The organism is Mycolicibacter heraklionensis (genome assembly GCF_001021505.1).
In the GTDB taxonomy this organism is placed as follows: domain Bacteria; phylum Actinomycetota; class Actinomycetes; order Mycobacteriales; family Mycobacteriaceae; genus Mycobacterium; species Mycobacterium heraklionense.
Map to the genome: position 1 here is coordinate 212,691 of NZ_LDPO01000005.1, position 25,978 is coordinate 238,668.

General features: G+C 68.3%; 22 protein-coding genes. 13 read left to right on the top strand and 9 right to left on the bottom strand.

Translation table 11 applies throughout. From position 1 onward, the window contains the following. Positions 1-9: 9 nt before the first annotated feature. The 3 genes from ABW16_RS09125 to secA all read left to right on the top strand — a co-directional run bounded on the left by ABW16_RS09125 (position 10) and on the right by secA (position 4,392). The gene (locus ABW16_RS09125; RefSeq protein WP_047318822.1) at positions 10-657 is read left to right on the top strand and encodes a ComF family protein; all 648 of its coding nucleotides are present in this window, start codon (positions 10-12) and stop codon (positions 655-657) included. Between the two features lie 131 nt (positions 658-788). After that, positions 789-1,490, top strand: a complete 702-nt coding sequence (gene hpf / locus ABW16_RS09130) for a ribosome hibernation-promoting factor, HPF/YfiA family (protein ID WP_047318823.1) — start codon at positions 789-791, stop codon at positions 1,488-1,490. Between the two features lie 109 nt (positions 1,491-1,599). Then, positions 1,600-4,392, top strand: a complete 2,793-nt coding sequence (secA, locus tag ABW16_RS09135) for a preprotein translocase subunit SecA (RefSeq protein ID WP_047318824.1) — start codon at positions 1,600-1,602, stop codon at positions 4,390-4,392. An 11-nt stretch (positions 4,393-4,403) separates the two neighbouring features. Here secA and ABW16_RS27150 read toward each other — a convergent pair whose 3' ends face one another. Continuing rightward, on the bottom strand, positions 4,404-4,946 hold the full coding sequence (locus tag ABW16_RS27150) for an Rv3235 family protein (RefSeq protein WP_233424729.1): 543 nt from the start codon (positions 4,944-4,946) through the stop codon (positions 4,404-4,406). A 206-nt stretch (positions 4,947-5,152) separates the two neighbouring features. Between ABW16_RS27150 and ABW16_RS09145 the strand changes: the two genes are divergently transcribed. From ABW16_RS09145 to ABW16_RS09165, 5 genes are all read left to right on the top strand, one after another. After that, a complete protein-coding gene (locus ABW16_RS09145) occupies positions 5,153-6,547 on the top strand; it encodes a WS/DGAT/MGAT family O-acyltransferase (RefSeq protein ID WP_047318826.1) in 1,395 nt (464 codons plus the stop codon). Beyond that, entirely contained in the window at positions 6,544-7,374 is an 831-nt protein-coding gene (gene ppk2, locus ABW16_RS09150; RefSeq protein ID WP_047318827.1) for a polyphosphate kinase 2, read from the top strand. The genes ABW16_RS09145 and ppk2 overlap by 4 nt, the downstream gene beginning before the upstream one ends. A 50-nt stretch (positions 7,375-7,424) precedes the next feature. Continuing rightward, positions 7,425-7,934, top strand: a complete 510-nt coding sequence (locus ABW16_RS09155) for a DUF6912 family protein (protein ID WP_047318828.1) — start codon at positions 7,425-7,427, stop codon at positions 7,932-7,934. Between the two features lie 66 nt (positions 7,935-8,000). Continuing rightward, complete coding sequence (locus ABW16_RS09160; protein ID WP_047318829.1) at positions 8,001-9,146, top strand: ferredoxin reductase; 1,146 nt, start codon at positions 8,001-8,003, stop codon at positions 9,144-9,146. 82 nt (positions 9,147-9,228) lie between these two features. Further along, positions 9,229-10,488: a fatty acid desaturase family protein gene (locus ABW16_RS09165; RefSeq protein WP_047318830.1), complete on the top strand. Its 1,260-nt coding sequence runs from the start codon at positions 9,229-9,231 to the stop codon at positions 10,486-10,488. Positions 10,489-10,512: 24 nt separating this feature from the next. Here the strand turns inward: ABW16_RS09165 and rsgA are convergent, their stop codons facing one another. Next, positions 10,513-11,502 carry a ribosome small subunit-dependent GTPase A gene (gene rsgA / locus ABW16_RS09170; protein WP_047318831.1) on the bottom strand — a complete coding sequence of 330 codons (990 nt, stop codon included), beginning with the start codon at positions 11,500-11,502 and terminating at the stop codon, positions 10,513-10,515. Then, a complete protein-coding gene (gene aroA / locus ABW16_RS09175; protein WP_047318832.1) occupies positions 11,499-12,791 on the bottom strand; it encodes a 3-phosphoshikimate 1-carboxyvinyltransferase in 1,293 nt (430 codons plus the stop codon). The genes rsgA and aroA overlap by 4 nt, the downstream gene beginning before the upstream one ends. A gap of 108 nt (positions 12,792-12,899) precedes the next feature. On the opposite strand from aroA, the gene ABW16_RS09180 reads away from it, so the two are divergent. The 3 genes from ABW16_RS09180 (at position 12,900) to ABW16_RS09190 (ending at position 17,586) form a co-directional block, all read left to right on the top strand. Beyond that, a complete protein-coding gene (locus ABW16_RS09180; protein ID WP_047318833.1) occupies positions 12,900-14,483 on the top strand; it encodes a serine/threonine-protein kinase in 1,584 nt (527 codons plus the stop codon). A 189-nt stretch (positions 14,484-14,672) separates the two neighbouring features. Then, positions 14,673-16,097: a PE-PPE domain-containing protein gene (locus ABW16_RS09185; protein ID WP_047318834.1), complete on the top strand. Its 1,425-nt coding sequence runs from the start codon at positions 14,673-14,675 to the stop codon at positions 16,095-16,097. A gap of 70 nt (positions 16,098-16,167) precedes the next feature. After that, positions 16,168-17,586, top strand: a complete 1,419-nt coding sequence (locus ABW16_RS09190; RefSeq protein ID WP_131721481.1) for a PE-PPE domain-containing protein — start codon at positions 16,168-16,170, stop codon at positions 17,584-17,586. A 12-nt stretch (positions 17,587-17,598) separates the two neighbouring features. On the opposite strand, the gene ABW16_RS09195 is transcribed toward ABW16_RS09190, so the two are convergent. From ABW16_RS09195 to ABW16_RS09210, 4 genes are all read right to left on the bottom strand, one after another. Continuing rightward, the gene (locus ABW16_RS09195) at positions 17,599-18,843 is read right to left on the bottom strand and encodes a PPE family protein (protein ID WP_047318836.1); all 1,245 of its coding nucleotides are present in this window, start codon (positions 18,841-18,843) and stop codon (positions 17,599-17,601) included. Between the two features lie 13 nt (positions 18,844-18,856). Beyond that, entirely contained in the window at positions 18,857-20,044 is a 1,188-nt protein-coding gene (locus tag ABW16_RS09200) for a PPE family protein (RefSeq protein ID WP_047318837.1), read from the bottom strand. A gap of 9 nt (positions 20,045-20,053) precedes the next feature. Further along, the gene (locus tag ABW16_RS09205) at positions 20,054-20,353 is read right to left on the bottom strand and encodes a PE family protein (protein ID WP_047318838.1); all 300 of its coding nucleotides are present in this window, start codon (positions 20,351-20,353) and stop codon (positions 20,054-20,056) included. Positions 20,354-20,573: 220 nt separating this feature from the next. Next, positions 20,574-21,620: an LLM class flavin-dependent oxidoreductase gene (locus ABW16_RS09210; RefSeq protein WP_047318839.1), complete on the bottom strand. Its 1,047-nt coding sequence runs from the start codon at positions 21,618-21,620 to the stop codon at positions 20,574-20,576. A 92-nt stretch (positions 21,621-21,712) separates the two neighbouring features. On the opposite strand from ABW16_RS09210, the gene ABW16_RS09215 reads away from it, so the two are divergent. Together ABW16_RS09215 and ABW16_RS09220 are read left to right on the top strand one after the other, a co-directional pair. Continuing rightward, complete coding sequence (locus tag ABW16_RS09215; protein ID WP_047318840.1) at positions 21,713-22,438, top strand: class I SAM-dependent methyltransferase; 726 nt, start codon at positions 21,713-21,715, stop codon at positions 22,436-22,438. Positions 22,439-22,454: 16 nt separating this feature from the next. Further along, positions 22,455-23,258 (top strand): SOS response-associated peptidase, encoded by an 804-nt coding sequence (locus ABW16_RS09220; protein WP_047318841.1) that lies wholly within the window; start codon positions 22,455-22,457, stop codon positions 23,256-23,258. Here ABW16_RS09220 and ABW16_RS09225 read toward each other — a convergent pair. Further along, positions 23,255-24,529, bottom strand: a complete 1,275-nt coding sequence (locus ABW16_RS09225; RefSeq protein WP_047318842.1) for a PPE domain-containing protein — start codon at positions 24,527-24,529, stop codon at positions 23,255-23,257. The two genes, ABW16_RS09220 and ABW16_RS09225, sit on opposite strands and share 4 nt — an antisense overlap. 5 nt (positions 24,530-24,534) lie before the next feature. Next, a complete protein-coding gene (locus ABW16_RS09230; RefSeq protein ID WP_047318843.1) occupies positions 24,535-25,830 on the bottom strand; it encodes a PPE family protein, SVP subgroup in 1,296 nt (431 codons plus the stop codon). Between the last annotated feature and the right edge of the window lie 148 nt (positions 25,831-25,978).

The following is a 25,978-nucleotide window of genomic DNA, read 5'->3' on the forward strand; positions in this document are numbered from 1 at the left end:
ATCTCCGGTGTGCTTGACGTGGTGCTTCCCCTGCAGTGCGGGGGCTGCGGTGCACCCGGGAGCCGATGGTGCGCCGTCTGCGCCGCGCAGCTGGCCGTCGGGCCGGACGAACCACGGGTGATCACCCCGCGGCTGGATCCGCAGGTACCGGTGTTCGCACTGGGCCGTTACGCCGGTGCCCGTCGGCAGGCGATCGTCGCGGCCAAGGAACGGGGACGCAGCGACCTCATCGCTCCGCTGGCATCGGCGTTGGGGGTAGCGCTGCAGCGGCTGCTGTGCTGGCAGATGGTGGACCTGCCGCTGACGATCATCCCGGCGCCCACCCGCCGCAGCGCCGCCCGACGGCGCGGAGGCGATCCGATCGCGCGGATCGCGGCGTCGGTGGCAGGTCACCAGTACGGCGTGACGGTCGTGCCGGCGTTGCGGATGCGGGAGCTGACCCGTGACTCGGTCGGCCTGGGCAGCGGCGCTCGGGAACGCAACGTCGCCGGTCGAGTACTGCTGCGTCGGCGTGGGCTGTCGGATCTCTCCGGAGCGGGCGATGTCCTGGTCGTCGACGACGTCGTGACCACCGGGGCCACCCTGGCCGAGTCCGTGCGGGTGCTACGTCGCGCCCGAGTGCCGGTATCTGCCGCGCTTGTGATCGCTTCGGTATGAGACGGGTGTCAAATGGCTGCCCCAAACCGGTGGCACGTATCCGGCGGCATGGCTACGGTCGTCATCATGAGGTCCGGCTGGACCGTAGAACCGCAGCAGTACGTGGTCGAGGCGACAGGAGAGTGTCGAGCATGGCAAATCAATTTGTGGAAACCAGCGCGACGTCGGTCGATGTGGACGAGCAGCCCGATCAGTCGGGCGCGGAGATCGTGGTCAAGGGCCGCAATGTCGAGATTCCAGACCATTTCCGGGTTTACGTCGCGCAGAAGCTGGCCCGCGTAGAGCGGTTGGACCGCTCGATCCGCCTGTTCGACGTCGAGCTCAAGCACGCCAACAACCGACGCCAGCGAAAATCCTGCCAGCAGATCGACATCACCGCGCACGGCCGCGGCCCGGTGGTCAGGGGTGAAGCGCGCGCCGACAGTTTCTATGCCGCGTTCGAGGCTGCCATCGACCGACTGGAGAGCCGGTTGCGCCGTGACAAGGGCCGCCGCAACGTCTCCTACGGTGACAAGACTCCCGTGTCGGTGGCTGAGGCCACCGGTGCCACCCATTTGGACCCGGAGTTCCTGGCCGCCGCCTTTGACCGGGACGGTACCGCCGAACCCGACCACCGCGAGGCGGCCGGGCACGGCGGGGGCCACGAGCACGAGCCCGGCCAGATCGTGCGCACCAAGGAACACGCCGCCACGCCCATGTCGGTCGACGACGCGCTCTATGAGATGGAGCTCGTCGGCCATGATTTCTTCCTGTTCCAGGACAAGGAGACCGACCAACCGTCGGTGGTCTACCGTCGGCACGCCTACGACTACGGCTTGATCCGGTTGGTCTGAGGCCACGGCCTTCAGAAGCTGCGTTGGCGGCGCATTGCCGCCCCTGGCAACGGTGTCACCTACCATGGGTGACGCTCGTAATGCCGAAGACTGAGTAGGGGACATAGCCGTGCTGTCCAAGTTGCTGCGTTTTGGTGAAGGCCGCATGGTCAAACGGCTCCGGAAGGTCGCGGACTACATCGACACCCTGTCCGGGGACGTCGAAGCGCTCACCGACGCGGAGCTGCGGGCCAAGACCGATGAGTTCCGCCAGCGGCACGCCGACGGCGAATCCCTCGACGACCTGCTGCCCGAGGCATTCGCGGTGGCCCGTGAGGCGGCCTGGCGGGTGCTGAGCCAGCGGCCGTTCCACGTGCAGCTGATGGGTGGCGCCGCCCTGCACTACGGCAACGTCGCCGAGATGAAGACCGGTGAGGGCAAGACCCTGACCTGTGTGCTGCCGGCCTACCTCAACGCGATCGCCGGCAAAGGCGTGCATGTCGTCACCGTCAACGACTACCTGGCCAAGCGCGACAGCGAGTGGATGGGCCGCGTGCACCGGTTCCTCGGCCTGGAGGTCGGGGTGATCTTGTCGCAGATGAGCCCGGACGAGCGGCGCGTCGCCTACAACGCCGACGTCACCTACGGGACCAACAACGAGTTCGGCTTCGACTACCTGCGCGACAACATGGCGCATTCGCTGGAACAGCTGGTGCAGCGCCCGCACAACTTCGCCATCGTCGACGAGGTCGACTCCATCCTGATCGACGAGGCCCGCACCCCGCTGATCATCTCCGGGCCGGCCGACGGCAGCTCCAACTGGTACTCCGAGTTCGCCCGGATCGTGCCGCTGATGGAGAAGGACGTCCACTACGAAGTGGACCTGCGCAAGCGCACCATCGGCGTGCACGAGCTCGGGGTGGAGTTCGTCGAGGACCAGCTCGGCATCGAGAACCTCTACGAGGCCGCCAACTCGCCGCTGGTCAGCTACCTCAACAACGCCCTGAAGGCCAAGGAGCTGTTCAACCGGGACAAGGACTACATCGTCCGCAACGGCGAGGTCTTCATCGTCGACGAGTTCACCGGCCGCGTGCTGGTGGGCCGGCGTTACAACGAGGGCATGCACCAGGCCATCGAGGCCAAGGAGCGGGTGGAGATCAAGGCCGAGAACCAGACCCTGGCCACCATCACCCTGCAGAACTACTTCCGGCTCTACGACAAGCTCGCCGGCATGACCGGCACCGCCGAGACCGAAGCCGCCGAGCTGCACGAGATTTACAAGCTGGGCGTGGTGCCGATCCCGACCAACAAGCCGATGGCGCGCCTCGACCAGATCGACCTCATCTACAAGACCGAGGAGGCCAAGTTCCTCGCGGTCGTCGACGATGTCGCCGAGCGCTACGAGAAGGGCCAGCCGGTGCTGATCGGCACCACCAGCGTGGAGCGCTCGGAGTACCTGTCCAAGCAGCTGACCAAGCGTCGGGTCCCGCACAACGTGCTCAACGCCAAGCAGCATGAGCGCGAGGCGCACATCATCGCCGAGGCCGGCCGGCGCGGTGCGATCACCGTGGCGACCAACATGGCCGGCCGCGGCACCGACATCGTGCTGGGCGGCAACGTCGACTTCCTGGCCGACCAGCGGCTGCGCAGCCAGGGTCTGGACCCGGTGGAGACTCCGGACGAGTACGAGGCCGCCTGGGATGCCACGCTGCGTGAGATCAAGGCGGTCGCGGCCGCCGAGGCCGAGGAAGTGATCGCGGCCGGCGGTCTGTACGTGCTGGGCACCGAGCGGCACGAGTCGCGGCGTATCGACAACCAGCTGCGCGGCCGGTCCGGCCGCCAAGGTGACCCGGGCGAATCGCGGTTCTACCTGTCGTTGGGTGACGAGCTGATGCGCCGGTTCAACGGTGCGGCGCTGGAGTCGTTGCTGACCCGGCTGAACCTGCCCGACGACGTGCCGATCGAGGCCAAGATGGTCACCCGGGCGATCAAGAGCGCCCAGACCCAGGTCGAGCAGCAGAACTTCGAGATCCGCAAGAACGTCCTCAAGTACGACGAGGTGATGAACCAGCAGCGCAAGGTGATCTACGCCGAGCGTCGCCGCATCCTCGACGGCGAGAACCTGGCCGAGCAGGCCCACGACATGCTCGTCGACGTGATCACCGCCTACGTCGACGGTGCGACCGCCGAGGGGTATGCGGAGGACTGGGACCTCGAGCAGCTGTGGACGGCGCTGAAGACCCTGTACCCGGTCGGGATCGACTATCACGAACTGCTGCACGCCGACGACATCGGCGAGGCCGATGACCTGACTCGCGAAGAACTGCTCGAGGCGCTGCTGGCCGACGCCGAGAACGCCTACGCGGCGCGTGAGGCCCAGGTCGACGGAACCGCCGGGCCCGGCGCCATGCGAGAGCTGGAACGCGGTGTGCTGCTGAGCGTTCTCGACCGCAAATGGCGCGAGCACCTCTATGAGATGGACTACCTCAAGGAGGGCATCGGTCTGCGGGCAATGGCGCAGCGTGACCCACTGGTCGAATACCAGCGGGAAGGCTTCGACATGTTCCGCGGCATGCTCGACGGTCTTAAGGAGGAGTCGGTCGGCTTCCTGTTCAACGTCGCCGTCGAGGCTGTCCCGAAGCAGACGGTGGCGCCGGTGGACGCCCCCGAGGGGTTGGCAGAGTTCGGTTTGCGCGCCAAGGGAATCGACGGCGCCAACGGGGCCGACGGGGCCGACGGCGCCGACGGCGCGGCGGGGCTGACCTATTCGGGTCCCGACGAGGACGGCTCCGCGCAGGTGCGGCGCGCCCGTGACCTGCAACCCGCGGGAGCCAGCAATCCCCAGTCTCGCCGCGAGCGTCGCGAAGCGGCCCGCCGCGAAGGCCGGGGGGCCCGGTTGCCGAAGGCGCCGCGCAAGAGCTGAGGCGCTTAGCCTCAGCCGATGTGCAGGGCGACGATCTGCCAGGCGGTGCTGTTTGCGCCGGCGCCGCGCCGGGGGATCGACTCGATGCGGCCGGCCAGTGCATGCGTGCGCCGTCCGCGCCGGTAGGTGCCGAAAACCTCCACCGCGCTGGCAGGTTCGCCCGAACCGGCCGATTGCACGCGGACCCGCTGCAGGGTGGCCGGCTCGACCCGGCCCGCCGCCGTCGCCAGGCGAGCCGACGCCACCGAGTCGGCCAGCCCGGCCGCGAGCAGCGGATGCAGGTGCGTCGACGGCCGGCGCCCGTCCACCACTTCCAGGACGCGGCGCAGCGCCGCGTCGGCGAACACCGCGGCCGACTGCAGCGCCGCCGGTAACACGTTGCGGGCGGGCCGATCGGCCCGTGTTCTCGGGGGATGCCCGCGGCGGGTCCGGGCCGACGGCGAGGAGGTGGGCGAGTGCGTGGGCCGGCACGGCATGGTCGGGCGAGCAGGCGGTTCGTAGTCGAGCATCGGTGCGACGGCCGAGTGCGGTGGTGGGGTGGGTTCGATGGGCACGGCAACTCTCCAGGGTCGGTCCGGGCGGGCGGGCCTGCTGGAGAGTGGCAGGGCGTTTGCGGCGATCATCGCACAATCGCGGCTGCGGCGTATCCGCGTGCGGCGCTGCCCGGCGGCGGGCTACCGTGAGCGGCAGTGTTTTTCTCCGATCCGGGGCTGGTGCAGTGCCCGGCCGGATCGAGCCAGCAGGGAGGACGGGTGCCACGATGGTGAACCGGCTATCGGCGTCGGAAGCCTCTTTCTACCGGCTGGAGAACACCACGACGCCGATGTATGTGCAGTCGCTGTTCATTCTGCGTAACCCGCGGGGTGGGCTGGGCTACGACAAACTGCTGGAGACCATCGAGCAGCGGTTGCCGCAGATCCCGCGCTACCGGCAGAAGATCCGCGAAGTCGCCATGAGCCTGGCCCGCCCGGTGTGGGTGGACGACCACGAGTTCGACATCACTTATCACGTACGGCATCTCGCGGTGCCGTCCCCCGGCAGCGATCGCCAGCTGCACGAGCTGATCGCGCGGTTGGGCCAACAACCGCTGGATCGGTCCCGGCCGCTGTGGGCGGTCTATCTGATCGAGGGGCTGGCCGACAATCGGATCGCCATCTACATCAAGTCGCACCAGGCGCTGGTCCACGGCATGGCGGCGCCGGCGATGGGGCACGTCCTGGTCGACCGGACCCAGCGTCCGCCGCCGTTCGACGAAGACATCTGGGTGCCGCGCGACGAGCCCGGCGCCGTGGAGTTGGTGCTCGGTGCGGTCGGGGACTGGGTGGCGGCTCCGCGGACCCAACTGCAGGCGGTGGGGTCGACGGTCGGCAGCCCGCTGACCTGGGCGGGCCGCAAGGCGTTCGATGCGGTCCGCGCCATCGCGCGTGGCGCCGCCCCGCAGAGCCCGCTCAACACCCAGGTGTCGCAGAACCGCTTGTTCACGGTGGCTCGCGGTTCGCTGGAGGATTACCGAACGGTGCGGGCCCGCTATGACTGCGCCATCAACGACGTGGTGCTCGCGGTGATCACCGGAGCGCTGCGGAACTGGCTGCTGTCCCGTGGCGAACCGGTCGGATCGACGCGGACCGTGCGGGCCATGGCGCCGTTGTCGGTGTACCCGGACCACGAATTCGACTCCCCGGGCCAGCCCATCGGCGCTGTCACGCCGTTTCTGGTGGATCTTCCTGTTGGAGAACCGAATCCGGTGGTGCGGCTCTCTCAGATCGCCTATGCGACGGAATCGCATCCCACCTCGACCGGGCTGGTGGATGCCCGCACCATCTTGACTGTGGCGGGCTTCGCCCCGCCGACCCTGCACGCGATGGGTGTTCGGGTTGCGACCGCGTTCGCCGGGTTCTCCGGGCGGGTGTTCAACCTGCTGATCACCAATGCGCCGGGCGCTCAGCGGCAGCTCTACGTCTGCGGCGCGAAGCTGCTCGAGACCTACAGCGTGCCTCCGCTGCTGCCGAACAAGGCGTTGACGATCGGGGTGACGTCCTACAACGGCACGCTGTATTTCGGGGTCAATGCCGACCGCAAGGCGATGAGTGACGTAGGAATGGTCTCGGCACTGCTGGATGAGGCGCTGGCCGAACTACTGGAGGCAGCACAGTGAGCGACGACGAATTCGAGGCCGCCCGGCGGCGGCTCGCCGACGATGTGTATGAGAAGGAATTGCTGCGTCTGCAAAGCGAATTCGTCAAACTCCAGGAATGGGTCCGCGACACCGGCACCCGGGTGGTGGTGATCTTCGAGGGTCGCGACGCTGCCGGCAAGGGCGGCGTTATCAAGCGGATCACCGAATACCTGAGCCCGCGCACGGTGCGGATCGCGGCGCTTCCCGCCCCCACCGAGCGTGAGCGAGGGGAGTGGTACTTCCAGCGCTACGTCGCGCACTTGCCGGCGCGTGGGGAGATCACGCTCTTCGACCGGTCCTGGTACAACCGGGCCGGGGTGGAGAAGGTGATGGGATTCTGTACGCCCGAGGAGCATGCGCAATTCCTCAGGCAGGCGCCGGTTTTCGAGCAGCTGTTGATCGACGACGGAATCCTGTTGCGCAAGTATTGGTTCTCGGTCTCCCAGGCCGAGCAGCTGCGCCGGTTCCGTAAGCGGCGCAACGACCCGCTGCGGCAGTGGAAACTGTCGCCGATGGATCTTGAGGCGCTGCGTCGCTGGGAGGACTATTCCCGCGCCCGCGACGAGATGATGTCCCACACCGATACGGCGTCCAGCCCCTGGTATGTGGTCGAGTCGGAGGTGAAGACCCACGCGCGGCTGAACATGATGGCGCACCTGCTGGGGTCGATTCCGTACCGGGAGGTGGAGCGCCAGCGCGTGAATCTGCCGAAAAAGCCCGTCGTCACCGGCTTTTACCAGCGTCCCGACCGCAGCCTCTACCGCTATGTGGACGACTACGCCGCCACGCTGCTGGACGATGCGTAACGGCTGCGCCCCGCTTCGTTGCGCTAGCGATCGCGGCTAAGGTCTGGCACATGCGGGTCTACATCCCGGCGACGCTGGCCATGCTGGCCCAACTGGTCGCCGACGGTTCATTGCTTCCGGTCAGCGGGACGGCGTTCGCGGTGACTCCGGCGTTGCGCGAGTCCTACGCCCACGGCGACGACGACGAGCTGGCCGAGGTCGCACTCGGTGAGGCGGCACTGGCCTCGCTGCGGTTGCTCGGTGGTGCCGACGCCGCTCCGGCCGGCGAGAAGTTGCCCACCCGCCGGGCGGTACTGGTCGCCGAGGTCGAGGGGGCTACCGTCCGCCCCGATCTGGATGCCGCCGTGGTGCGGCTGGCGGGGCCAGTCTCGATCACTGACGTGGTCGCGGCGTATGTGGACACCGCGGCGGCCGAGCCGGCCGTGCTCGCGGCGCTGGCGGTGATCGATGACGCCGACCTCGGTGACGAGGACGCCGAGCTGACTGTCGGTGACGCCCAGGATCACGACCTGGCCTGGTACGCCACCCAGGAGCTGCCGTTCCTGCTCGACCTGCTCTGATGCCGTTCGGGGAAGGTTACGGTACCGTAGGTTCATCACCCCCCGGTAGCGAGCAGGAAAGTTTTCGTGAGCAAGAAGCACTCGGCGATCGTCGCCCATATCGGTGACACCAAGCGGCCGACTGCCGCCGGCGCCGACCGTCATCCGGTCTGGAATGCTGTGCGCCGCATCGCAACACAAATCACCACACCACTTCTGCCCGACGACTATCTGCGGTTGGCCAACCCGTTGTGGTCGGCCCGCGAACTGCGCGGCCGGGTGGTGGAGGTCCGGCGTGAGACCGCGGATTCGGCAACGCTGATCATCAGGCCCGGCTGGGGTTTTCAGTTCGATTATCGGGCCGGTCAGTACATCGGCATCGGCCTGCTGGTCGACGGTCGATGGCGCTGGCGTTCCTACTCGCTGACGTCTCCGCCGGTGACCGGGGCCCGCACCATCTCCATCACCGTCAAGGCGATGCCCGAAGGTTTCCTGTCCAGCCACCTGGTGGACGGCGTCGCTGCGGGAACCGTCGTGCGGCTGGCCGCGCCGCAGGGGGAGTTCGTGTTGCCCGACCCGGCGCCGGCCGCGGTGCTGTTCGTCACCGCCGGATCCGGGATCACGCCGATTATGGCGATGTTGCGCTCGCTGGCCCGCCGGGGCGCCATCGCCGACGTCGTCCACCTGCATTCGGCGCCCACGGCTGCCGACACGTTGTTCGCCGATGAGCTGGCCGCCTTGGCGCGTGACCATCCCGGTTACCGGCTGCTGTTGCGCACCACTAGAGACCAGGGCCGCCTGGAGCTGCGTGGACCCGAAACCCTCGACGCCGAGGTGCCCGACTGGCGTGAGCGCCAGACCTGGGCGTGCGGACCGGCGGCGATGCTGGGCGACGCCGAGCGGGTCTGGGCCGCCGCCGGGATCGCCGACCAGCTGCACGTCGAGCGATTCACGGTGGCGCGCACCGCGGCGGCCGAGGGGGGCGGCACCGTCACCTTCGCGGCCAGCGGCAAGAGTGTGCTGGCGGATGCGGCAACCACCCTGCTCGAGGCCGGGGAGAGCGTCGGGGTTTCGATGCCGTTCGGATGCCGTATGGGCATCTGTCAGTCGTGCGTGGTGACGCTGCTGGACGGACACGTTCGCGATCTGCGGACCGGCGCCGACCACGAGCCGGGCACTCGGGTGCAGACGTGCATCAGCACGGCAGCCGGCGATTGCGAACTCGACGTCTGATGATTACCCGCTGGTAACCTACGGGATCGTAGGTTACGATAGCGTAGGTGCAAACGGTCATGCGTTTCCGAAAGGCGGTCTGATGGCGGTAACCGACGTCGAGGTGTTTGCGCACCTCAGCGACGCCGACGTGGCGAACCTCGCCGCAGAACTGGATGCCATCCGCCGGGACGTCGAGGCCACTCGCGGGGAGCGCGACGCCCGGTACATTCACCGCACCATCGCCGCCCAACGGGCGCTCGAGGTGACCGGCCGGGTGCTGCTGGCGGCGGGTAACCGGCGCTGGGCGCGCTGGGCCGGCACGGCGACCCTGGGCGTGGCCAAGATCGTCGAGAACATGGAGATCGGCCACAACGTCATGCACGGTCAGTGGGACTGGATGAACGACCCGGAGATCCACTCGACCGGCTGGGAGTGGGACATGGCCGGCGTCTCCAAGCACTGGCGCTTCACCCACAACTTCGCTCACCACAAGTACACCAACATCCTCGGGATGGACGACGATGTGGGTTACGGGGTAATCCGGGTCACTCGCGACACGCCCTGGCAGCGCTTCAACGTGCTCAACCTGTTCTACAACGCCATGTTGTCGATCGGGTTCGAGTGGGGAGTCGCGTTGCAGCACTTGGAGATCGGCAAGATCTTCAAAGGCCGCAGCAACCGTGAGGCGACCTTTGCACGGCTGCGGGAGTTCGGCGGCAAGGCCGGCCGGCAGGTGTTCAAGGACTACGTCGCCTTTCCGGCGCTGACCTCGCTGTCGCCCGGCGCGACATTCGCCTCGACGGTGAAGGCCAACGCGATCGCCAACGTGATCCGCAACGTGTGGGCCAATGCGATCATCTTCTGCGGTCACTTTCCCGACGGCGCAGAGAAGTTCACCAAGACCGACATGGTCGGCGAGTCGCAGGGTCAGTGGTACCTACGACAATTGCTGGGCAGCGCCAACATCGATGCCGGGCAGCCGATGCGGTTTATGAGCGGAAGCCTGTCGCATCAGATCGAACACCACCTGTTCCCCGATCTGCCGAGCAACCGCTACCCCGAGATCGCGGTGCGGGTGCGTGCCGTGTGCGAGAAGTACGACCTGCCCTACACCTCCGGGCCGTTCCTGGTGCAGTACGCCAAGACCTGGCGCACCATCGCCAAACTGTCACTGCCGGACCGCTTCCTGCGTGACACCGCCGATGACGCGCCGGAGACTCGCAGCGAGAAGATGTTCGCCGAGCTGGGACCGGGGTTGCCTCGCATCGACCCGGTGACCGGTCGTCGGCGTGGTCTCAAGTCCGCCATCGCGGCGGTGCGGGGCTGGCGTCGCGACAAGAAGCTCGACCTGGCCGCCTGATCGGCGGCCCTGCGGAGGACCGGATCAGCCCTCGCGCAGCACCGTGAGCAGCCGGCGCGCCGCTTCCACACGTCGCTGCGCTGCGCCGGTCAGGTTGTCCAGCGCACATTCCGGGTCGGCCGGCGGACCCAGATGGCCGCAGCCGCGGGGACAGTCGGCGATCGCCTCGGCAAGGTCGGAGAACGCCAGCAGCACGTCGTCGGGCGCGATGTGGGCCAGACCGAACGAGCGGATCCCCGGGGTGTCGATCACCCAGCCCGATCCCGCCAGCCGCAGTGCCACCGACTGGGTGGACGTGTGCCGGCCCCGGCCGATGTCGGTGACCCGCCCGACGGCCCGGTCAGCTTCCGGGACAAGGCGATTCACCAAGGTTGATTTGCCGACCCCGGAGTGCCCCAGCAGCACCGTCACCCGGGATTCCAGCAGCGGAGCGACGGCGTCCAGCGGGTCGTCGCGGCCCGCGGTGACCACCGTGAGATCCAGATCGGCGAACTGGCCGGCGAACGGCTCCGGATCCGCCAGGTCCGTCTTGGTCAGGCACAGAATCGGCGCCAGCCCGCCGGCGTAGGCGGCGATCAGCGCCCGATCGACCAGACCGGTCCGCGGCGGGGGATCGGCCAGCGCGACCACGATGAGCAGCTGGTCGGCGTTGGCGACCACCACCCGCTCGGTGGGGTCGGTGTCATCGGCGGTGCGCCGCAACACGGTTCGCCGCGGTCTGCGCCGGACGATCCGGGCCAGGGTGTCGGGCCGGCCGGACAGGTCGCCGACCACGTCGACATGGTCGCCGACCACGATCGGTGTGCGCCCCAGCTCGCGGGCGCGCATCGCGGTGACCTGGACGTCAGCCGGGCCGTCTGGGCCGTCTAAGACGCAACCCCAGCGTCCGCGGTCGACGCTGACCACCATGGCTGATTGGGCGTCGGCGTGCCCGGGGCGGATTTTGGTGCGCGGCCGCGAGCCGCGGCCGGAGCGGACTTTGACGTCGGATTCGTCGTAGTCCTGCGGTTTCAAGCGCCGGCCCCCGCGTCGGCCAGCATGTCGGCCCACATCCGGGGGAATGCCGGCAGGGTCTTGGCCGTGGTCTCGATGTCCTCGACCTCGACGCCGGGAACCCGCAGCCCGATGATCGCACCGGCGGTGGCCATCCGATGGTCGGCGTAGGAGTGCCAGGTTCCGCCGTGCAGCGGGGTCGCGGTGATCACCAGGCCGTCGGCGGTCTCGACGCTGTCACCGCCCAGCAGGTTGATCTCGGTCGTCAGCGCCGCCAGCCGGTCGGTCTCGTGCCCGCGCAGATGCGCGATGCCGCTCAGCCGCGACACCGACCCCGGGGCCGCCAGTGCCGCCAGTGCGGCCACCGTCGGGGTGAGCTCGCCGACCGCGCGCAGATCCACGTCGAAGCCGCCGTAGCTGCCCGGGCCCTGTACCTGCAGGTGTGCCGCGGTGTGGCTTACCCGGGCACCGGTAGCGCCGAAGATCTCGGTGATGGCTTCGCTGGGCTGTACGCCGACGGCCGGCCAGCCGGCGATGCGCACCCGGCCTCCGGTGACCACCGCGGCCGCCAGAAATGGCGTGGCGTTGGACAGGTCCGGTTCGATTTCCCAGTTCCGGGCCGTCGTCGTCGCGGGTTTGACCCGCCAGCGGTTCGGGGTGGCGTCGTCGACGTCGATTCCGGCCTGGCGCAGCATCGCCACCGTCATCGCGATGTGCGGGGCCGACGGCAGTGTCGCCCCGGTGTGCACCACGGTCAGTCCGTCGTCGAACGCCGCGGCGGCCAGCAACAAGCCGGAGACGAACTGCGACGACGCGGAGGCGTCGATCGCCACGGTGCCGCCGGCGACGGATCCGGTGCCGTGGATCGCGAACGGCAGCCCGTCGCCCTCGACCACGATGCCCAGGCTGCGCATCGCATCCAGCAGTGGTGCGATCGGCCGGACCCGCGCCTGCTCGTCGCCGTCGAACGTGACGGTGACGGTGCCCAGCGCGGCCAGCGGCGGCACGAACCGCAGCACGGTGCCGGCGAGGCCGCAGTTCAGCCGGATGTTTGGCTCCGGGTCGATCTTGCCGCTGACCGTCACGTGGTGGGCCACTGCCTCGACCCGCAGGCCCAGCGCCCGCAGCGCGTCGAGCATCAGGTCGGTGTCGCGGCTGCGCAGGGCACCGGAGAGCGTGGAGACGCCACCGCCGCGTGCTGCGGCCAGCGCAGCCAGCACCAGCGCCCGATTGGTCTGCGACTTCGAGCCGGGCACGGTCACCGTCGCGTCGATGGGAGCGGTGGGCGTCGGTGCCGGCCAAGTCGTCACGGTTTCATCCTGCCAGCGCGTGGCTCCGGCGCAGGTATCGGCGGTTCTTTGCCGGCTGGCTGCTTCGTATCACCCAACTGTTTACCCACGATCATTAGTGTCTGCGGCATGGCTCTGGCGGCGGGCTCAATTTTTGCTGAGTACACCATCTTGAAACTGTTGGGTGCCGGCGGGATGGGCAAGGTGTACCTTGCGCAACATCCCCGGCTGCCCCGACGTGAAGCGCTGAAGATTCTGCGTCGCTCGTTGAGCGCCGACGACGAGTACGAGGAGCGGTTTCGTCGGGAGGCTGAAGCCGCCGCGGTGCTGGTGCACCCGAACATCGTGCGCGTGCATGACCGCGGCGAATACCGCGGCCGGCTGTGGCTGTCGATGGACTACATCGAGGGCGAGACGCTCGGCGAACTCATCACCCGCAAGTTCCCGGCCGGGATGCCGGCTCAGATCGTCATTCCGATCGTCGCGAGCATCGCCGACGCCCTGGATTACGCCCACGGGCAAGGGGTGGTGCACCGCGACGTCAAACCCAGCAACATTCTGGTGACCGAGGACGGCGACGACGTGCTGACCGCCGTGCTGGCCGATTTCGGCATCGCCCGGCAACTGAGCGGCCCCACCGGGCTGACCGCCAGCAATCTGGCCATCGGCACCATCGCCTACGCCGCACCCGAACAACTCATGGGTTCCGAAGGCCTGGAACGCGCTGACCAGTACGCCCTGGCCGCCACCACCTTCCAGATGCTGACCGGAGCACCGCCGTATCAGCACGAGAACCCGGTGACGGTGATCAGTCACCACCTGAACACCCCGCCCCCGCTGCTCAGCGACCGGCGTCCCGAGCTGGAACAGTTCGACGACGTGCTCGCCGCGGCGCTGGCGAAAGACCCCGCCGAGCGATTCCGGGACTGCTCGGACTTCGTCGCAGCCCTGGCCGAGCAGCTTGCGGATCCGGCCGCCGATGACGAGTCCGACTCGGCCAAGACCGTCGTGCGGGGCGTTCCGCGAGCACTGCCGGCGCCGCCGCCGAGCCGGCTGTCGAAGCTGGCCAGACCCGCTGTCCTGGTGCCCTTGGGGCTTGCCGTGGTGGGATCGGTGGCGGCCATCGTCCCGCGCCTGCTGGCCGAGGAGCCGGCCGACACGGCGGCGGTCGCCGCCGGTGGTGCACCCGCGGCGGCCGTGGCGCCGCCGCCCAAGGCGCCCGCCTTCGAGGGGACCTACCGCGTCGACGCCAACCGGGCCGGGGAGAAGTACAACGGGGTCCCCAACCCCGAGCCGCCCAATGTGAGCACCTGGTGGGCCGTCCAGTCGTCGTGCGACAGCTCCGCGTGCACGGCGTCGGCGATGATGCTGGACGCGAAGGATCACCGGAAGACGGTGAAGACGCCGTCCGGCGGCAATGAATTGGTCCTCGAATTCACCGGCGACACGTGGCGGTCGCGACCGCAGACAGTGCAGACGCCGTGCATTGGTGTGGACGGCCGGCAGGACAGTCAGACCACCACGCAGGTGCTCTCACTGGAGCCGACCATTCCGGGTGTGCTGCACGGCGCGATGGTCGCCACCGTCGAAAGCAATGAGTGCGGCCAGCGCGGAGCCCAGATCTGGGTTCCGGTGGTAGCCAGCCGGTTCGGTGACGTTCCCGCGGGGGTCAACCCGTCTGCCGATACGGCCAAGCCGGCCAAGCCCGCCTGATCATCGCCCGGTTTCTGGGCGGCTCGGCGCGGGCCGACTTTAGCCACTAAAAAATTAGAGTGCGCACTATTGCGCGCGCTATGTCTATGTTATTTTCGGGCAATTCAAGGTTGCTCGACAGCTTTCGCATGGTCGTGCAGCGGTTGCGAAGTCCGCGTCGCCGGGCTGGACGAAGGAGCGCAAAGGCCAATGCCGCGGACCCGCCCCGCATCCTGCGCCGTCAGTGTCGTCATTGTCGGCGCCGGCCTGATGGCCGCTCCACTGGCGGCACCGTCGGCGGCCGACGCGCACGGGGGTGTGGTGCAGCGCGCCGTCACCCACGCCTCGGATTTCTCCCTCGGCGACGGCACGGCGTTGATCGTCGGGCCCAGCGTGTTATCCACTCCCGGTCCCGGATATCAGGCGCGCTACGCCGAGCTTTTCCTTGCACCGCATGGCTTTACCGGCACCACACAGGCCGTGACCACGCCCGAACAGCTCTACCCGTTCACCGGCCCTTTCAGCGGAAAGCTCGACGACTCGTTGGCGCAGGGGCAACAGGATCTGTACGCAGCGGTCATGCACCAACTGGCCGGCGGAGATGTCGACGCCGCGCATCCGATCGTCATCGGCGGATATTCGCAGAGCACCGTCATCGAATCGATGCTGCAGCACCAGCTCGCGAGTGCGGGTGTCCCCAGTGACTATGTGCATTTCGTGATGGTCGGCGATGTCAGCTCGCCGAACGGCGGCCTGCTGGAGCGCTTCAACCTGCCCGATGATGCGCAGCCGAACCTGCCGAGCCTGGGTATCACGTTCGGTGGGGCCGGGCCGTCCGACCTTTACCCGACCGAGGTCTACAACCACGAATACGACGGCTTCGCCGACTTCCCGCAGTATCCGATCAACATCTTGGCCGACATCAACGCCTTGTTGGGCATCGTATTTGAGCACACCACCTACCTGGGCCTGTCGGCCGAGCAGATCAGTGACGCGATCCTGCTGCCGAATGCGTCGCCGGACTCGCTGACCAACTACTACATGATTCCGGCCGACGGGCTGCCGCTACTGGACCCGCTGTTGTTCTTCGGAAACGGCGGTAAGGCGCTCTACGATCTGCTCGAACCGGTGATGACCATCCTGGTGAACCTGGGCTACGGCAACATCGAGCACGGCTGGAGCCAAGGCCCCGCCGACGTGGCGACGCCATTGGGGTTCCTGCCGGATTCGGCCACGCTGGCAGCTCTCATGCAGGAGTTGCCGCAGGCGCTGAGCAACGGCTGGCAGCAGGGCGTCTCCGCCTTCTTCGACGACATCTTCCACCCCACCGACACCACACCGGCGTTCATCACCGAATTCGCCAACGAACTCAGCGGTGACATCGCCACCGGCAGCGAGCTGGCAGCGTTCTTCTCGAATTTCCCCACGTTGCAAGACCTTTTCGGCACCTTCCCACCCCATACCGGCATTCCGTTCCTGGACGTGGGCACCGCGTTGTTGTTCAACCTCCCGCAGATCGACTACGAGATCTTCACCTCGGAGCTGGCCGACGGGAATCTGCTCGACGCCATCGGAACCACGCTGGCGTACGACTTGGGGATATTGCCGCTTGCCCTGGTGGGCGCAGTGATCTGACCTCTATACCCGCGTTGTTTATCGTCGACCACCGCAACAGCCTGATCGGGCTGCCCGAAGGAGAACCCCAGTGAATCACGTACGCGGCCCCGTGGGCGCTGTTGCCATCGCCGTCATGGGTGCCGGCTTGATCGCACCTACCGCGGCGGCTGCGCCGTCCACTGCCCTGCATATTCCCGGAGTGCGCCTGGCCGCCAATGACGTTGCGGTTCAGCCGCTGGGCGGCGGCACGGCGTTCATCATCGGCGGCAGTGGCCTGGCCACGCCCGGCCCGTCTTACGTGGACGCCGCCATGTCGCTGTATCTGGAGCCGCTCGGCTTCACCGGCACGACCCAGGTTGTCACCACACCGGAACAGCTCTACCCGTTCTTGGGTCCCTTCGGCGGGACGCTGGATGAATCACTGGCACAGGGTCAGCAGAACCTCTACGACGCGATCATGGCTGCGTACCAGAACGGAGACCTGAGCGCCGAAAATCCCGCGGTGGTGTTCGGCTGGTCGCAGGGCGCGGTCATCGAGTCGCTGTTGCAGTACCAGCTCGCGAGTGCCGGCGTGCCCAGTGACTACGTGCATTTCGTGATGATCGGTGATGTCAGCGCCCCGAACGGCGGCATGCTGGAGCGCTTCAATCTGCCGGACAATGCGCAGCCCACTCTTCCGAGCATCGGTCTCACATTCAGTGGCGCCGGACCGTCGGATCTCTACCTGACCGAGGTCTACAACCGTGAATACGATGGGTTCGCCGACTTCCCGCAATACCCGATCAACTTCTTGTCGGTCCTCAACGCGATCTTCGGAATTGCCTTCCAGCACACCACTTATCTGGGGCTGACGGCCGATCAGATCAATGACGCGATCCTGCTGCCGAATGCATCGCCGGATTCGTTGACCAACTACTACATGATTCCGACCGAGGGGCTGCCGCTGCTGTATCCGCTGTTGTTCTTCGGAAGCGGGGGACAGGCGCTCTACGATCTGTTCGAGCCGGTCACCCGCATCCTAGTGAACCTGGGCTACGGCAATATCGAGCACGGCTGGAGTCAAGGCCCCGCCGACGTGGCGACTCCGTTGGGTTTTCTGCCGGATTCGGCGACGCTGGCGGCACTCATGCAGGAGTTGCCGCAGGCGCTGAGCAACGGCTGGCAGCAGGGTGTCTCCGCGTTTGTCGACGACATCGTGAACCCGACCAACACTCCGCCGGCCTTCATGGCCGAGATGGAGGGCTTCATCAACGCGATCTCCGACACGCAGATGGCGGATTTCGTGTCGACCTTCCCCACGCTGGATGACCTGTTCGGTACCTTCCCGCCGCACACCGGTATTCCGTTCCTGGACGTGGGCACCGCGCTGTTGTTCAACTTGCCGCCGATCAACTTCGACATCTTCGCCTCGGAGCTGGCCGACGGCAATCTCCTGAACGCCATCGGCCTCCCACTCGCGGTTGACCTGGGAATACTGCCGCTCGCCTTACTGGGCGCGCTGATCTGACCGGCCCAGCACCTACCCGGCGCTGGGCGGCCGGTTCATCACCCGGTGGCGGTAGCCGTACCGGGGAACGAACCGGAAGCCGGTAGGGCCGCCGTTGGCCGCGGCACTGGCCCCGGGAAGACCCGCCATGCCGGCCAACCCTGCCATGCCGCCGCGCGGCATCGCGCCGGCCTCCGCAGCGGCCACCCGGCTCGAAGCCAGTGTCGCCGCAGCCTGATTGGCCGAAGTCGGAGCCATCGGCCAGCTCTGCGGCACCGACAACGCCCCGACCTGGATGCCCCGGCCCAGGGCGACCGACGGTGATGCGGCGCCGAACCCCGGGGTGTAGGAGGCTGCGGTTCCCGCCTTCGCGACCTCGGCCACCTTGGTCAGTTCGGTGAAGAACGCCCTGGCATCGGCCACCGCCTGACCGGAGACCTCCTCACCGTTGAGGAACTGACCGGCCATGTCAAAGAGCCGGAACGGGCCCATGGCGGAGTTGGTGTAGCCGGTGAGTGTGTTCAACGGAGTGACGATCTGTTGCAGAAACGCGGTCCACGCCGCCGAGCCGGTGGTTGGTGCGGTACCGGTAGCCGGGACCACGGGCGTCCCAGTGGCCGCGCCCGCCTGAGTGAGTGACTGCAAGGACGAGTTCAACGCCTGCGAGGTCGCCTGGGAGGCGGCCTGCGACGCCGCCGAGTTGCCGACGGCCTGGGTGGTCGCGGTGGCCTGCCCCGCCTGCGCAGCAGGGTTAGTGGTCTGCGGCGGCGAGGTGAACTCCGACAACTGCGACGCCGCCGCGGAACCACCGGCATAGGCATACATCGCCGCGGCGTCCTGCGCCCACATCGCCGCGTAATGCGCTTCGGTCGCCGCGATGGCCGGGGTGTTCTGGCCGAAGAAGTTGGTGGCGACCAACATCATCAGCTGGGCCCGGTTGGCGAACACCATCTGGGGCGGCACCGTCATCGCGAACGCGGCTTCGAAGGCGGCCGCCGCGGCCTTGGCCTGCATGGCCGCCTGTTCGGCTTGCGCGGCCGTCGTCTTGAACCAGGTGGTGAACGGCAGTGCCGCCGCGGCCATCGCGGTCGCCGACGGTCCGCGCCACGGACCGCTGGTCAGGTCCGCGATGGTCATGTCCACCGCGGCCGCGGTCACGCTCAACTCTTGGGCCAAGACATCCCAGGCCCCCGCTGCTGCCAACATCGAACCGGAGCCGGCACCCGCGTACATCCGCGTGGAATTGACCTCCGGAGGCAGCGCCCCGTAGTCGATCATTTCGGCCTCGGTGCTATCCGCCGAAGGGGCGACGCGGCATGACGGTCAACGCGGTTCCGTAACGCGGCCCACCAAACCCGCGGAAGCCGGCTCCTGCCGCGCCCGCAGCCGGGATACCCGGCATTCCGGGCATTCCCGCCGGAGGTGCGATCGGGGCACCGCCGAGAATTCCGCCCGCGGACGGCAGCGCCGCCGCGGCAGCGGGACCCACCGGCACCCAGGAGCCGCCGGAAACCGGGCCCAGCGTGGACGCCGCCGCCATGGGCGGAACCCAGGCCGCCGGGACCGAGAGGCCGCCGACTGCGCCGGCGGCACCCGAGGCCGCGCTCGCGGCGCCGGAAGCGGCGCCACTGGCTGCCGAGGCCGCGGCCGGTGCCGCCGCTTTGGCGCCGTCGGCGAACAACTTCTGCAGGCCGAGCACACCGCTGACGCCACGCCAGACCGCACAGACGTTGTTGGACTGCAGGTTCGAGTTGCTCACCAGCTGGGTCATGAGCTGGTTGGACAGGTTGTAGTTCGGGTCGGCGAGGATGTCATCGGCGCCATAAGTCGAGCCGTCGGCAGCCTTGGGGGTCAGCGAGTTCAGCAGGTTCTGCAACGTGCTGGACGCCTTGGTGGCCGTGGCAGTGCCGCTCGCCGAGGCGACCGCGTTGGCGTTCGCGGCGTCACCACCCGGGTTGGTCGGGTTGGGCGGCGCGGTGAAGTCGTTGAGCTGGGTCGCGGCGCTGGACTGGGCGTGGTAGCCGTACATCGCCAGCGTGTCCTGCGCCCACATCTCACCGTGCTCGGCCTCGGTGGCCGCGATCGACGGGGTGTTCTGCCCGAGGATGTTGGTGGCGACCAACTGCTGCAGGAGCTGGCGGTTCGCGGTGACGGCCACCGGCGGCACCGTCTGGGCGTGTGCGCTCTCGTAAGCGGCTGCGGCGGCCCGGCCCTGCGTGGCGGCCTGCTCGGCCTGCGCGGCGGTGAGCTCCATCCAGTTCACGTAGGGCGCTGCTGCGGTTGCCATCGACGCCGACGCGGCCCCGAGCCATTCCTCTGAGGTCAGCTGGTTGATGACGGCCCGGTACTCGGCCGCAACGGTTTTCAGTTCAGCCGCCAGCGCACTCCACGCCGACGCGGCTACGGCCATGGGCTCCGAGCCGGGCCCGGAGTAGATCATGGTGGAGGTCACCTCAGGAGGCAACGACAAGTAGTCCATCGCGGTGACCTAACCGGCCGCTGCTGCGTTAGCAGCCTCGGTTGCGGCGTATGCGTTGGCTCCGTTGCTCAGGGCGTTCACGAACATCTCGTGGACGGCCACCGCCTGCGCGCTCACGGTTTGGTAGGCCTGGGCGTGGGCGGCGAACTGGGCGGCGGTCAGCGCGGATACCTCGTCGGCGGCGGCCGGCACCACGCCCGTGGTGGGCGCCGCGGCCGCGGCACTGTGCGCGGCCAGCGACGAACCGATGGTTCGCAGGTTGGCGACGGCGGCCAGCAACGCTTCGGGTTGCGTTGTGACGAACGACATGAAGGCTCCTCGTCGAAGTCTTTTCAAGTTCCGCGATCGCTGCATTGCGGATCGCGTACGCCCTTGGGCGCAGACCCGACGCTATGCGATCTGACGCCCGACACACAGCCACGAAGGGGACTTTTCGGAGACTGTCAGCAGTTGTTCATTGACAGTTGGAAAAGGCACCCGAAACATTCACCGAGCAGCCCTCTGGCGTTGGTTTGCCTTCACCTGTTGTTCACTTTGTCGACGCCGCTTCAGCTAACAGTCGCAGAGTGGATTCGCGCCCCGGTGCGCGGGCTGGGTCGGTGCCGCGCCGGGCGGATGCGACCGGGTTGAGCATCAACTCGTCCACGCCGAACCGGTCGGCCAGTTCCCGCAGTTGCGTGAGTGCTTCGGCCGGTGTTCCGACCACGGCCCGTTCGAGTTCGCCCTGCGCGACGCGGTGCTGCTGCGGAGTGAGAGTTGCGTGCTCGGCGTCTTCGACCAGTTCCAGGGGGCCGGGTGGTTGTCCGGTCGCGGTTCGGGCCTGCAGCCGCAGATACGGAAGAATCAAAGCCGTTGCCTCTTCGTATGTTTCGGCAACCACGGTGTTCACGGTCAAAAACGCGACCGGCTCGGCGGCAAGCTCGCTCGGGACGAACCGCGACCGGTAGCACGCCAGCGCCTCGTCGGTGTGTTCGCCGAACAGGTGATGGCCGAATACGTAGGGCAGCCCCTTGGTCGCGGCGACTAGGGCTGACTGCACCGAGGAGCCCAGCACGAACACGCGCGGCCTGGTCAGCGCGTGCGGCGTCGACCGCAGAATGTAGCTGCGGTCCGCCAGTTGCACTGACACTCCCGCGGTGCCCAGCAGGGCGATCACGTCGGTGAGATTGTCGGGAAAATCATTGAGGCCCTGGTTGTCATGGTCGCCGCGTCCGCCGCGCAACACCGTCGACGCCACCGGATCCGCTCCGGAGGCACGTCCGATGCCCAGGTCGATACGTCCGGGATGGGCGGCCTCCAGCAGCGCGAACTGCTCGGCCACGGCCAGGGGCGCATGATTGGGCAACATCACTCCACCCGAGCCCACCCGAATACGCGAGGTGGCAGCGGCGATCATCGCGGTCAGCACCGCCGGGCTGGTCGCCGCCACCGATGGGATGTTGTGGTGCTCGGCGACCCAGTAGCGGGCGTAGTCCAGATCGTCGGCGATCTTCGCGAGTCGCATCGTTGCCGCCAGTGCATCCGGAGTGGACTGGTCGGTGCGGACCGGCGTGAGATCGAGGACGGAGAGGCGCACAGCGGCGATCTTGCCATCACCGGGGCGACTGTCGCCGTTCGTACACCGCGCGTTCTGATTTCGTTAACCGGGCTCGCGCACAGTTGGGGGCGATGAACAGCGATACCGAGCTCGGCGCCGCGGCGCCGGCAAGCCCTCCCGAGCCGTGGGACATCGGCCGTCCGCAGCCGGTGGTGCAGCAACTGGTGGCGTGCGGCGCGCTGCGCGGGGAAGTCCTCGACCCCGGAACCGGCTCGGGTCACCACGCGATTCACTATGCGGCCCATGGCTATTCGACAACAGGACTCGACCTTTCCCCGGCCGCCATCGCGGTCGCGCGACGTAACGCCGCCCAAGCCGGTGTGACAGTCGACTTCCAGGTGGCCGACGCGGTGGACCTCGTCGGGTTCGACGGCCGGTTCGACACCGTGGTCGACAGCGCGTTCTACCACCTGTTCCAGGACGACGAAGAAACCCAGTTGCGCTACGCGCGCAGCCTGCACCGGGCGACCAGGCCCCAAGCCCGGCTGTTCATGTTCGAAGCCGGGCGCCACAACGTCAACGGCTGGCAATTGGACGGGTTGTCGCCGGAGCGCTTCGGTCCGCTGCTCGAATCCGCCGGGTGGCGGATCGACCACATCGGCACCACGACCTATCAGGGGACTTTTGAACCGACTGCGTTCACCGACATGGTCACGGTGATGGAGGCGCTGGGCCGCGAGGACCTGCTGGACGGTGTGCGCGCGCTGGCCGAGCGGTTCGCGTACCTGCAACCGCTGCTCGAAGACAACCTGGTGCACATGCCGTTCTGGGCGGTCACCGCCACCCGGATCGACTAGCTGTCACCATGAAGGTATGTGCGGGCGTTTCGCGGTGACCACCGATCCGGCGTTACTGGCCACGCGCATCGATGCGGTCAACGAGATGCCGGCCGACGCCGACACGAGCCCGAACTACAACGTAGCGCCCACCGACCCGATCGCGGCCCTGGTCAGCCGGCACTCTGAGCCCGGCGGTTCAGCGAGGCTCGACGCAGGAGAGGCGAAGCTGGAACCGCCGCATAAACCCGGCGACGCACCGACGCGGCGGCTGCGGCTGATGCGCTGGGGACTGGTGCCGCCGTGGACGAAGTCCGGTCCCGACGGCGCGCCGGTGTCCGGCGGCCCGTTGATGATCAACGCCCGTGCCGAGAAGGTCACCACCTCACCGGCGTACTCCGCGTCCGCGCAGCGGCGGCGCTGCCTGGTGCCGATGGACGGCTACTACGAATGGCGCAGCGAGCCGGGCGGGCCCAAGGCCCGCAAGACGCCGTTCTACATCCACGGTGACGGCGCGATGCTGTTTGCGGCCGGCCTGTGGTCGGTCTGGCGCCCCAACCGGTCCGCCGATGCGGTGCTCAGCGTCGCGATCATCACCACTGCGGCCGTCGGCGAACTCGCCGGGATTCACGACCGGATGCCCTTGCTGTTACCCGAAAACCATTGGGACACCTGGTTGGATCCGGACGCGGCGATCGACACCACCCTGCTGGCCCGCCCGCCGGACGTGGCAGGGATCGCGGTACGTGAAGTCTCGACGCTGGTCAACAGCGTACGAAACAACTCGGCTGAGCTGATCGCACCGGCCGAGCCGCAACCCGAGCAGGCCTACCTGCTCTAACGTCCGACCAGGCTGCGCCTTTCCAGCGCGTACTCCTCGTCGGTGATAATCCCGGCGTTGCGCAGCTCGGCCAGCTCACGCAGTTCGATGTCCGCCCCCATCAACAGGCCGAGCGCTGAGTGTGCCGGCAACTCCGGCAGCTCGTCGGCCGGCCGTGCCGGCGCCGGGGCGGCGGTACCGGCAGTCGGGATACGGCGGCCGCTGGCGGCGCCCGCTCCGGCCCTTCCGGCCACGCCGGCCGCGGCCATGCCCACCGCGGGGATCATCATCTCGCCGGCGGCGACGGCCGGGACGGCGGACGTCCCGGCTGCCGTGCCGACGGAGACCAGCGACATGCCGATCTGCGGAGCCACCACCGCCGGTGCGGCCGACGCCCAGGCCAGCGGCACCGACAGGCCGCTGATCGACGTCGCCGAGGCCAGGTTGGCCGAGATCGGCAGCGCGCCGGTCATCGCGGCGCGCAGCAACTCCTGGCCGATCTCGGCCGCGCCCATCGCGTCGAACAAGAACGTGCCGAGCGCGTCGATGCCGAACGTGCCCATCGAGTCGACAACCAGCTCGACCCCGGCGATGCCGACCTCCATCGCGGGTTCGCTGATCAAGAGCGCGTCCGCGCCAACGGCTTCGGCCAGGGCCGACGAGGATTCCAGCGCATGGGTGACAGTGGTGATGACGCCCTCGCCGTGGCCCTCCGAGGTGGTGGCGGCCGCCTGCATGACGGCCGCTGACTGGGCCGACGCAGCAGCGGAGTTGGTGGTGCGCGGTGGTTGACGGAACGGGGTCAGCCTGCTGGCGGCGGCGGCGCCGGCGGCGTAGCCATACATGGCGGTGGCGTCCTGGGCCCACATCTCGTAGTAGTGGGCCTCGGTGGCCGCGATCGCCGGCGTGTTCTGGCCCAGGAAGTTGGTCGCGACCAGCGTCATCAGTAGGCTGCGGTTGGCGGCGATGACCGGCGGCGGCACGGTCATGGCGAAAGCGGACTCGTAGGCGGCGGTCGCGGCGCGGGCCGCGATGGCAGTCTCCTCGGCCTGGATCGCGGCGGTGTACAGCCACTGGGCGTACGGGGCCGCGGCGGCGGCCATTGCTCGCGCGCTGGGGCCTGCCCAGCCGGAGCTCAGTTCGGTGAGCACCGAGGTGTAGGCGAGTCCCGCGGCGTGCAGTTCGGCGCCCAGCGCATCCCAGGACGACGCCGCGGCCAGCAAGGGGCCGGCGCCCGCGCCGGAATACATTCGGCCGGAGTTGACCTCCGGCGGCAACAGTGCGAAATCCATAGCTGCTACCGGCCGAGGAGGCGCTGCTTTTCCTGGGTGAACTCTTCTTCGGTGAGGATTCCGGCATCGCGCAGGTCGGCCAGCTCTCGCAGCTCGCCGGAGATCCGGGTGATCGGGCCGCCCAACGGCCGAACCGGGGGTTTCTCCGGCTGCTCGGGTTGGTCACGCTGTTTGACGATGCCGCGCGGCGCCCGTTTGGGGGCTGGTTTCGGACTGGTGTTGCCGCGGCGGCCCCGGCCGACACCGGCGGTGGCCCTGCCGGCCAGTCCGGCGGCGCCGATGGCGGCCAGTGGCAGAGCGGTGGCGCCGGCTGCGGCGGTGGGGACCGCGCCTGGCGCGGCGGTCGGCAACGCGCCGCCGACCTGCTGGATCACGGTCGTCGTCGGCGCCGCGGTGGCCCAGGACTGCGGGACCGACAGTCCGCTGAGCGTGGCGGCTTCGCCCAGTTCGGCGCTCACCGGTTCCAGCGCTTCGAACATCTCCATCTCCGGCAGCAGTTCGCTCTCGATCTCGCCGACGCCGATCAGGTCGATCCCGAAGGTGCCGGCCGCGTCCACGCCGAAGGTTCCGGCCGAGTCGATGACGAAGGTGCCGAACAAGCTGGAGGCCAACGCCAGGTAGGACGCCGCCAGCCCGGGCTCCATCGCCGCCGCCGATCCCGGCGCGCTGAGGCCCTGCAGGGCCTGGGTGATCGCGGAGACGGCGGTATCGGCGTGGCTGCCGGTTGCGGTGGCGGCGGCCTGGCCGACCGCACCGGCCTGATTTGCCGCCCCGGCGGGATTGGTGGTGCGCGGCGGCTGGGTGAACGGGGCCAGTCTGGTGGCAGCGGCGGAGTTGGTGGCGTAGCCGTACATGGCGGTGGCGTCCTGGGCCCACATTTCGTAGTACTGGGCGTCGGTGGCGGCGATGGCAGCGGTGTTTTGACCCAAGTAGTTGGTGGTCAGCAGGGACACCATCTGGGTGCGGTTGGCGGTGACCGCCGGGGGAGGCACGGTCATCGCGAACGCCGCGTCGTAGGCGGCGGCAGCCGTCCTGGCCGCCGAAGCGGTGTGTTCGGCCTGGGCCGCGGTGGCATGCATCCACTGGGCGTACGGTGCCGCCGCGGCGGCCATCGCGGCGGCGCTGGGCCCGGCCCAGCCGGCGGACAGCTCGTCGATCATCGAGTCGTACGCCAGACCCATGCCGTTCAGTTCGGCGGCCAGGGCGCTCCAGGCGGTGGCTGCGGCCAGCAACGGCTGCGCTCCCGCCCCCGAATACATCCGGCTCGAGTTGACCTCTGGCGGCAGCATTGCGAAATCCATTGTCAGACAGTCCTGTTGGTAGTAGCCGTCATCGTGTCTCCTGAATTTCCCCGGTGTTCGCGCCGGTGCGACGGGTCGCCGGGCGTACTCGGTCACCGTGACCGTAGACAGCCAACTTGAAGTGAACCTGAAGACCGCGATGGTGGGC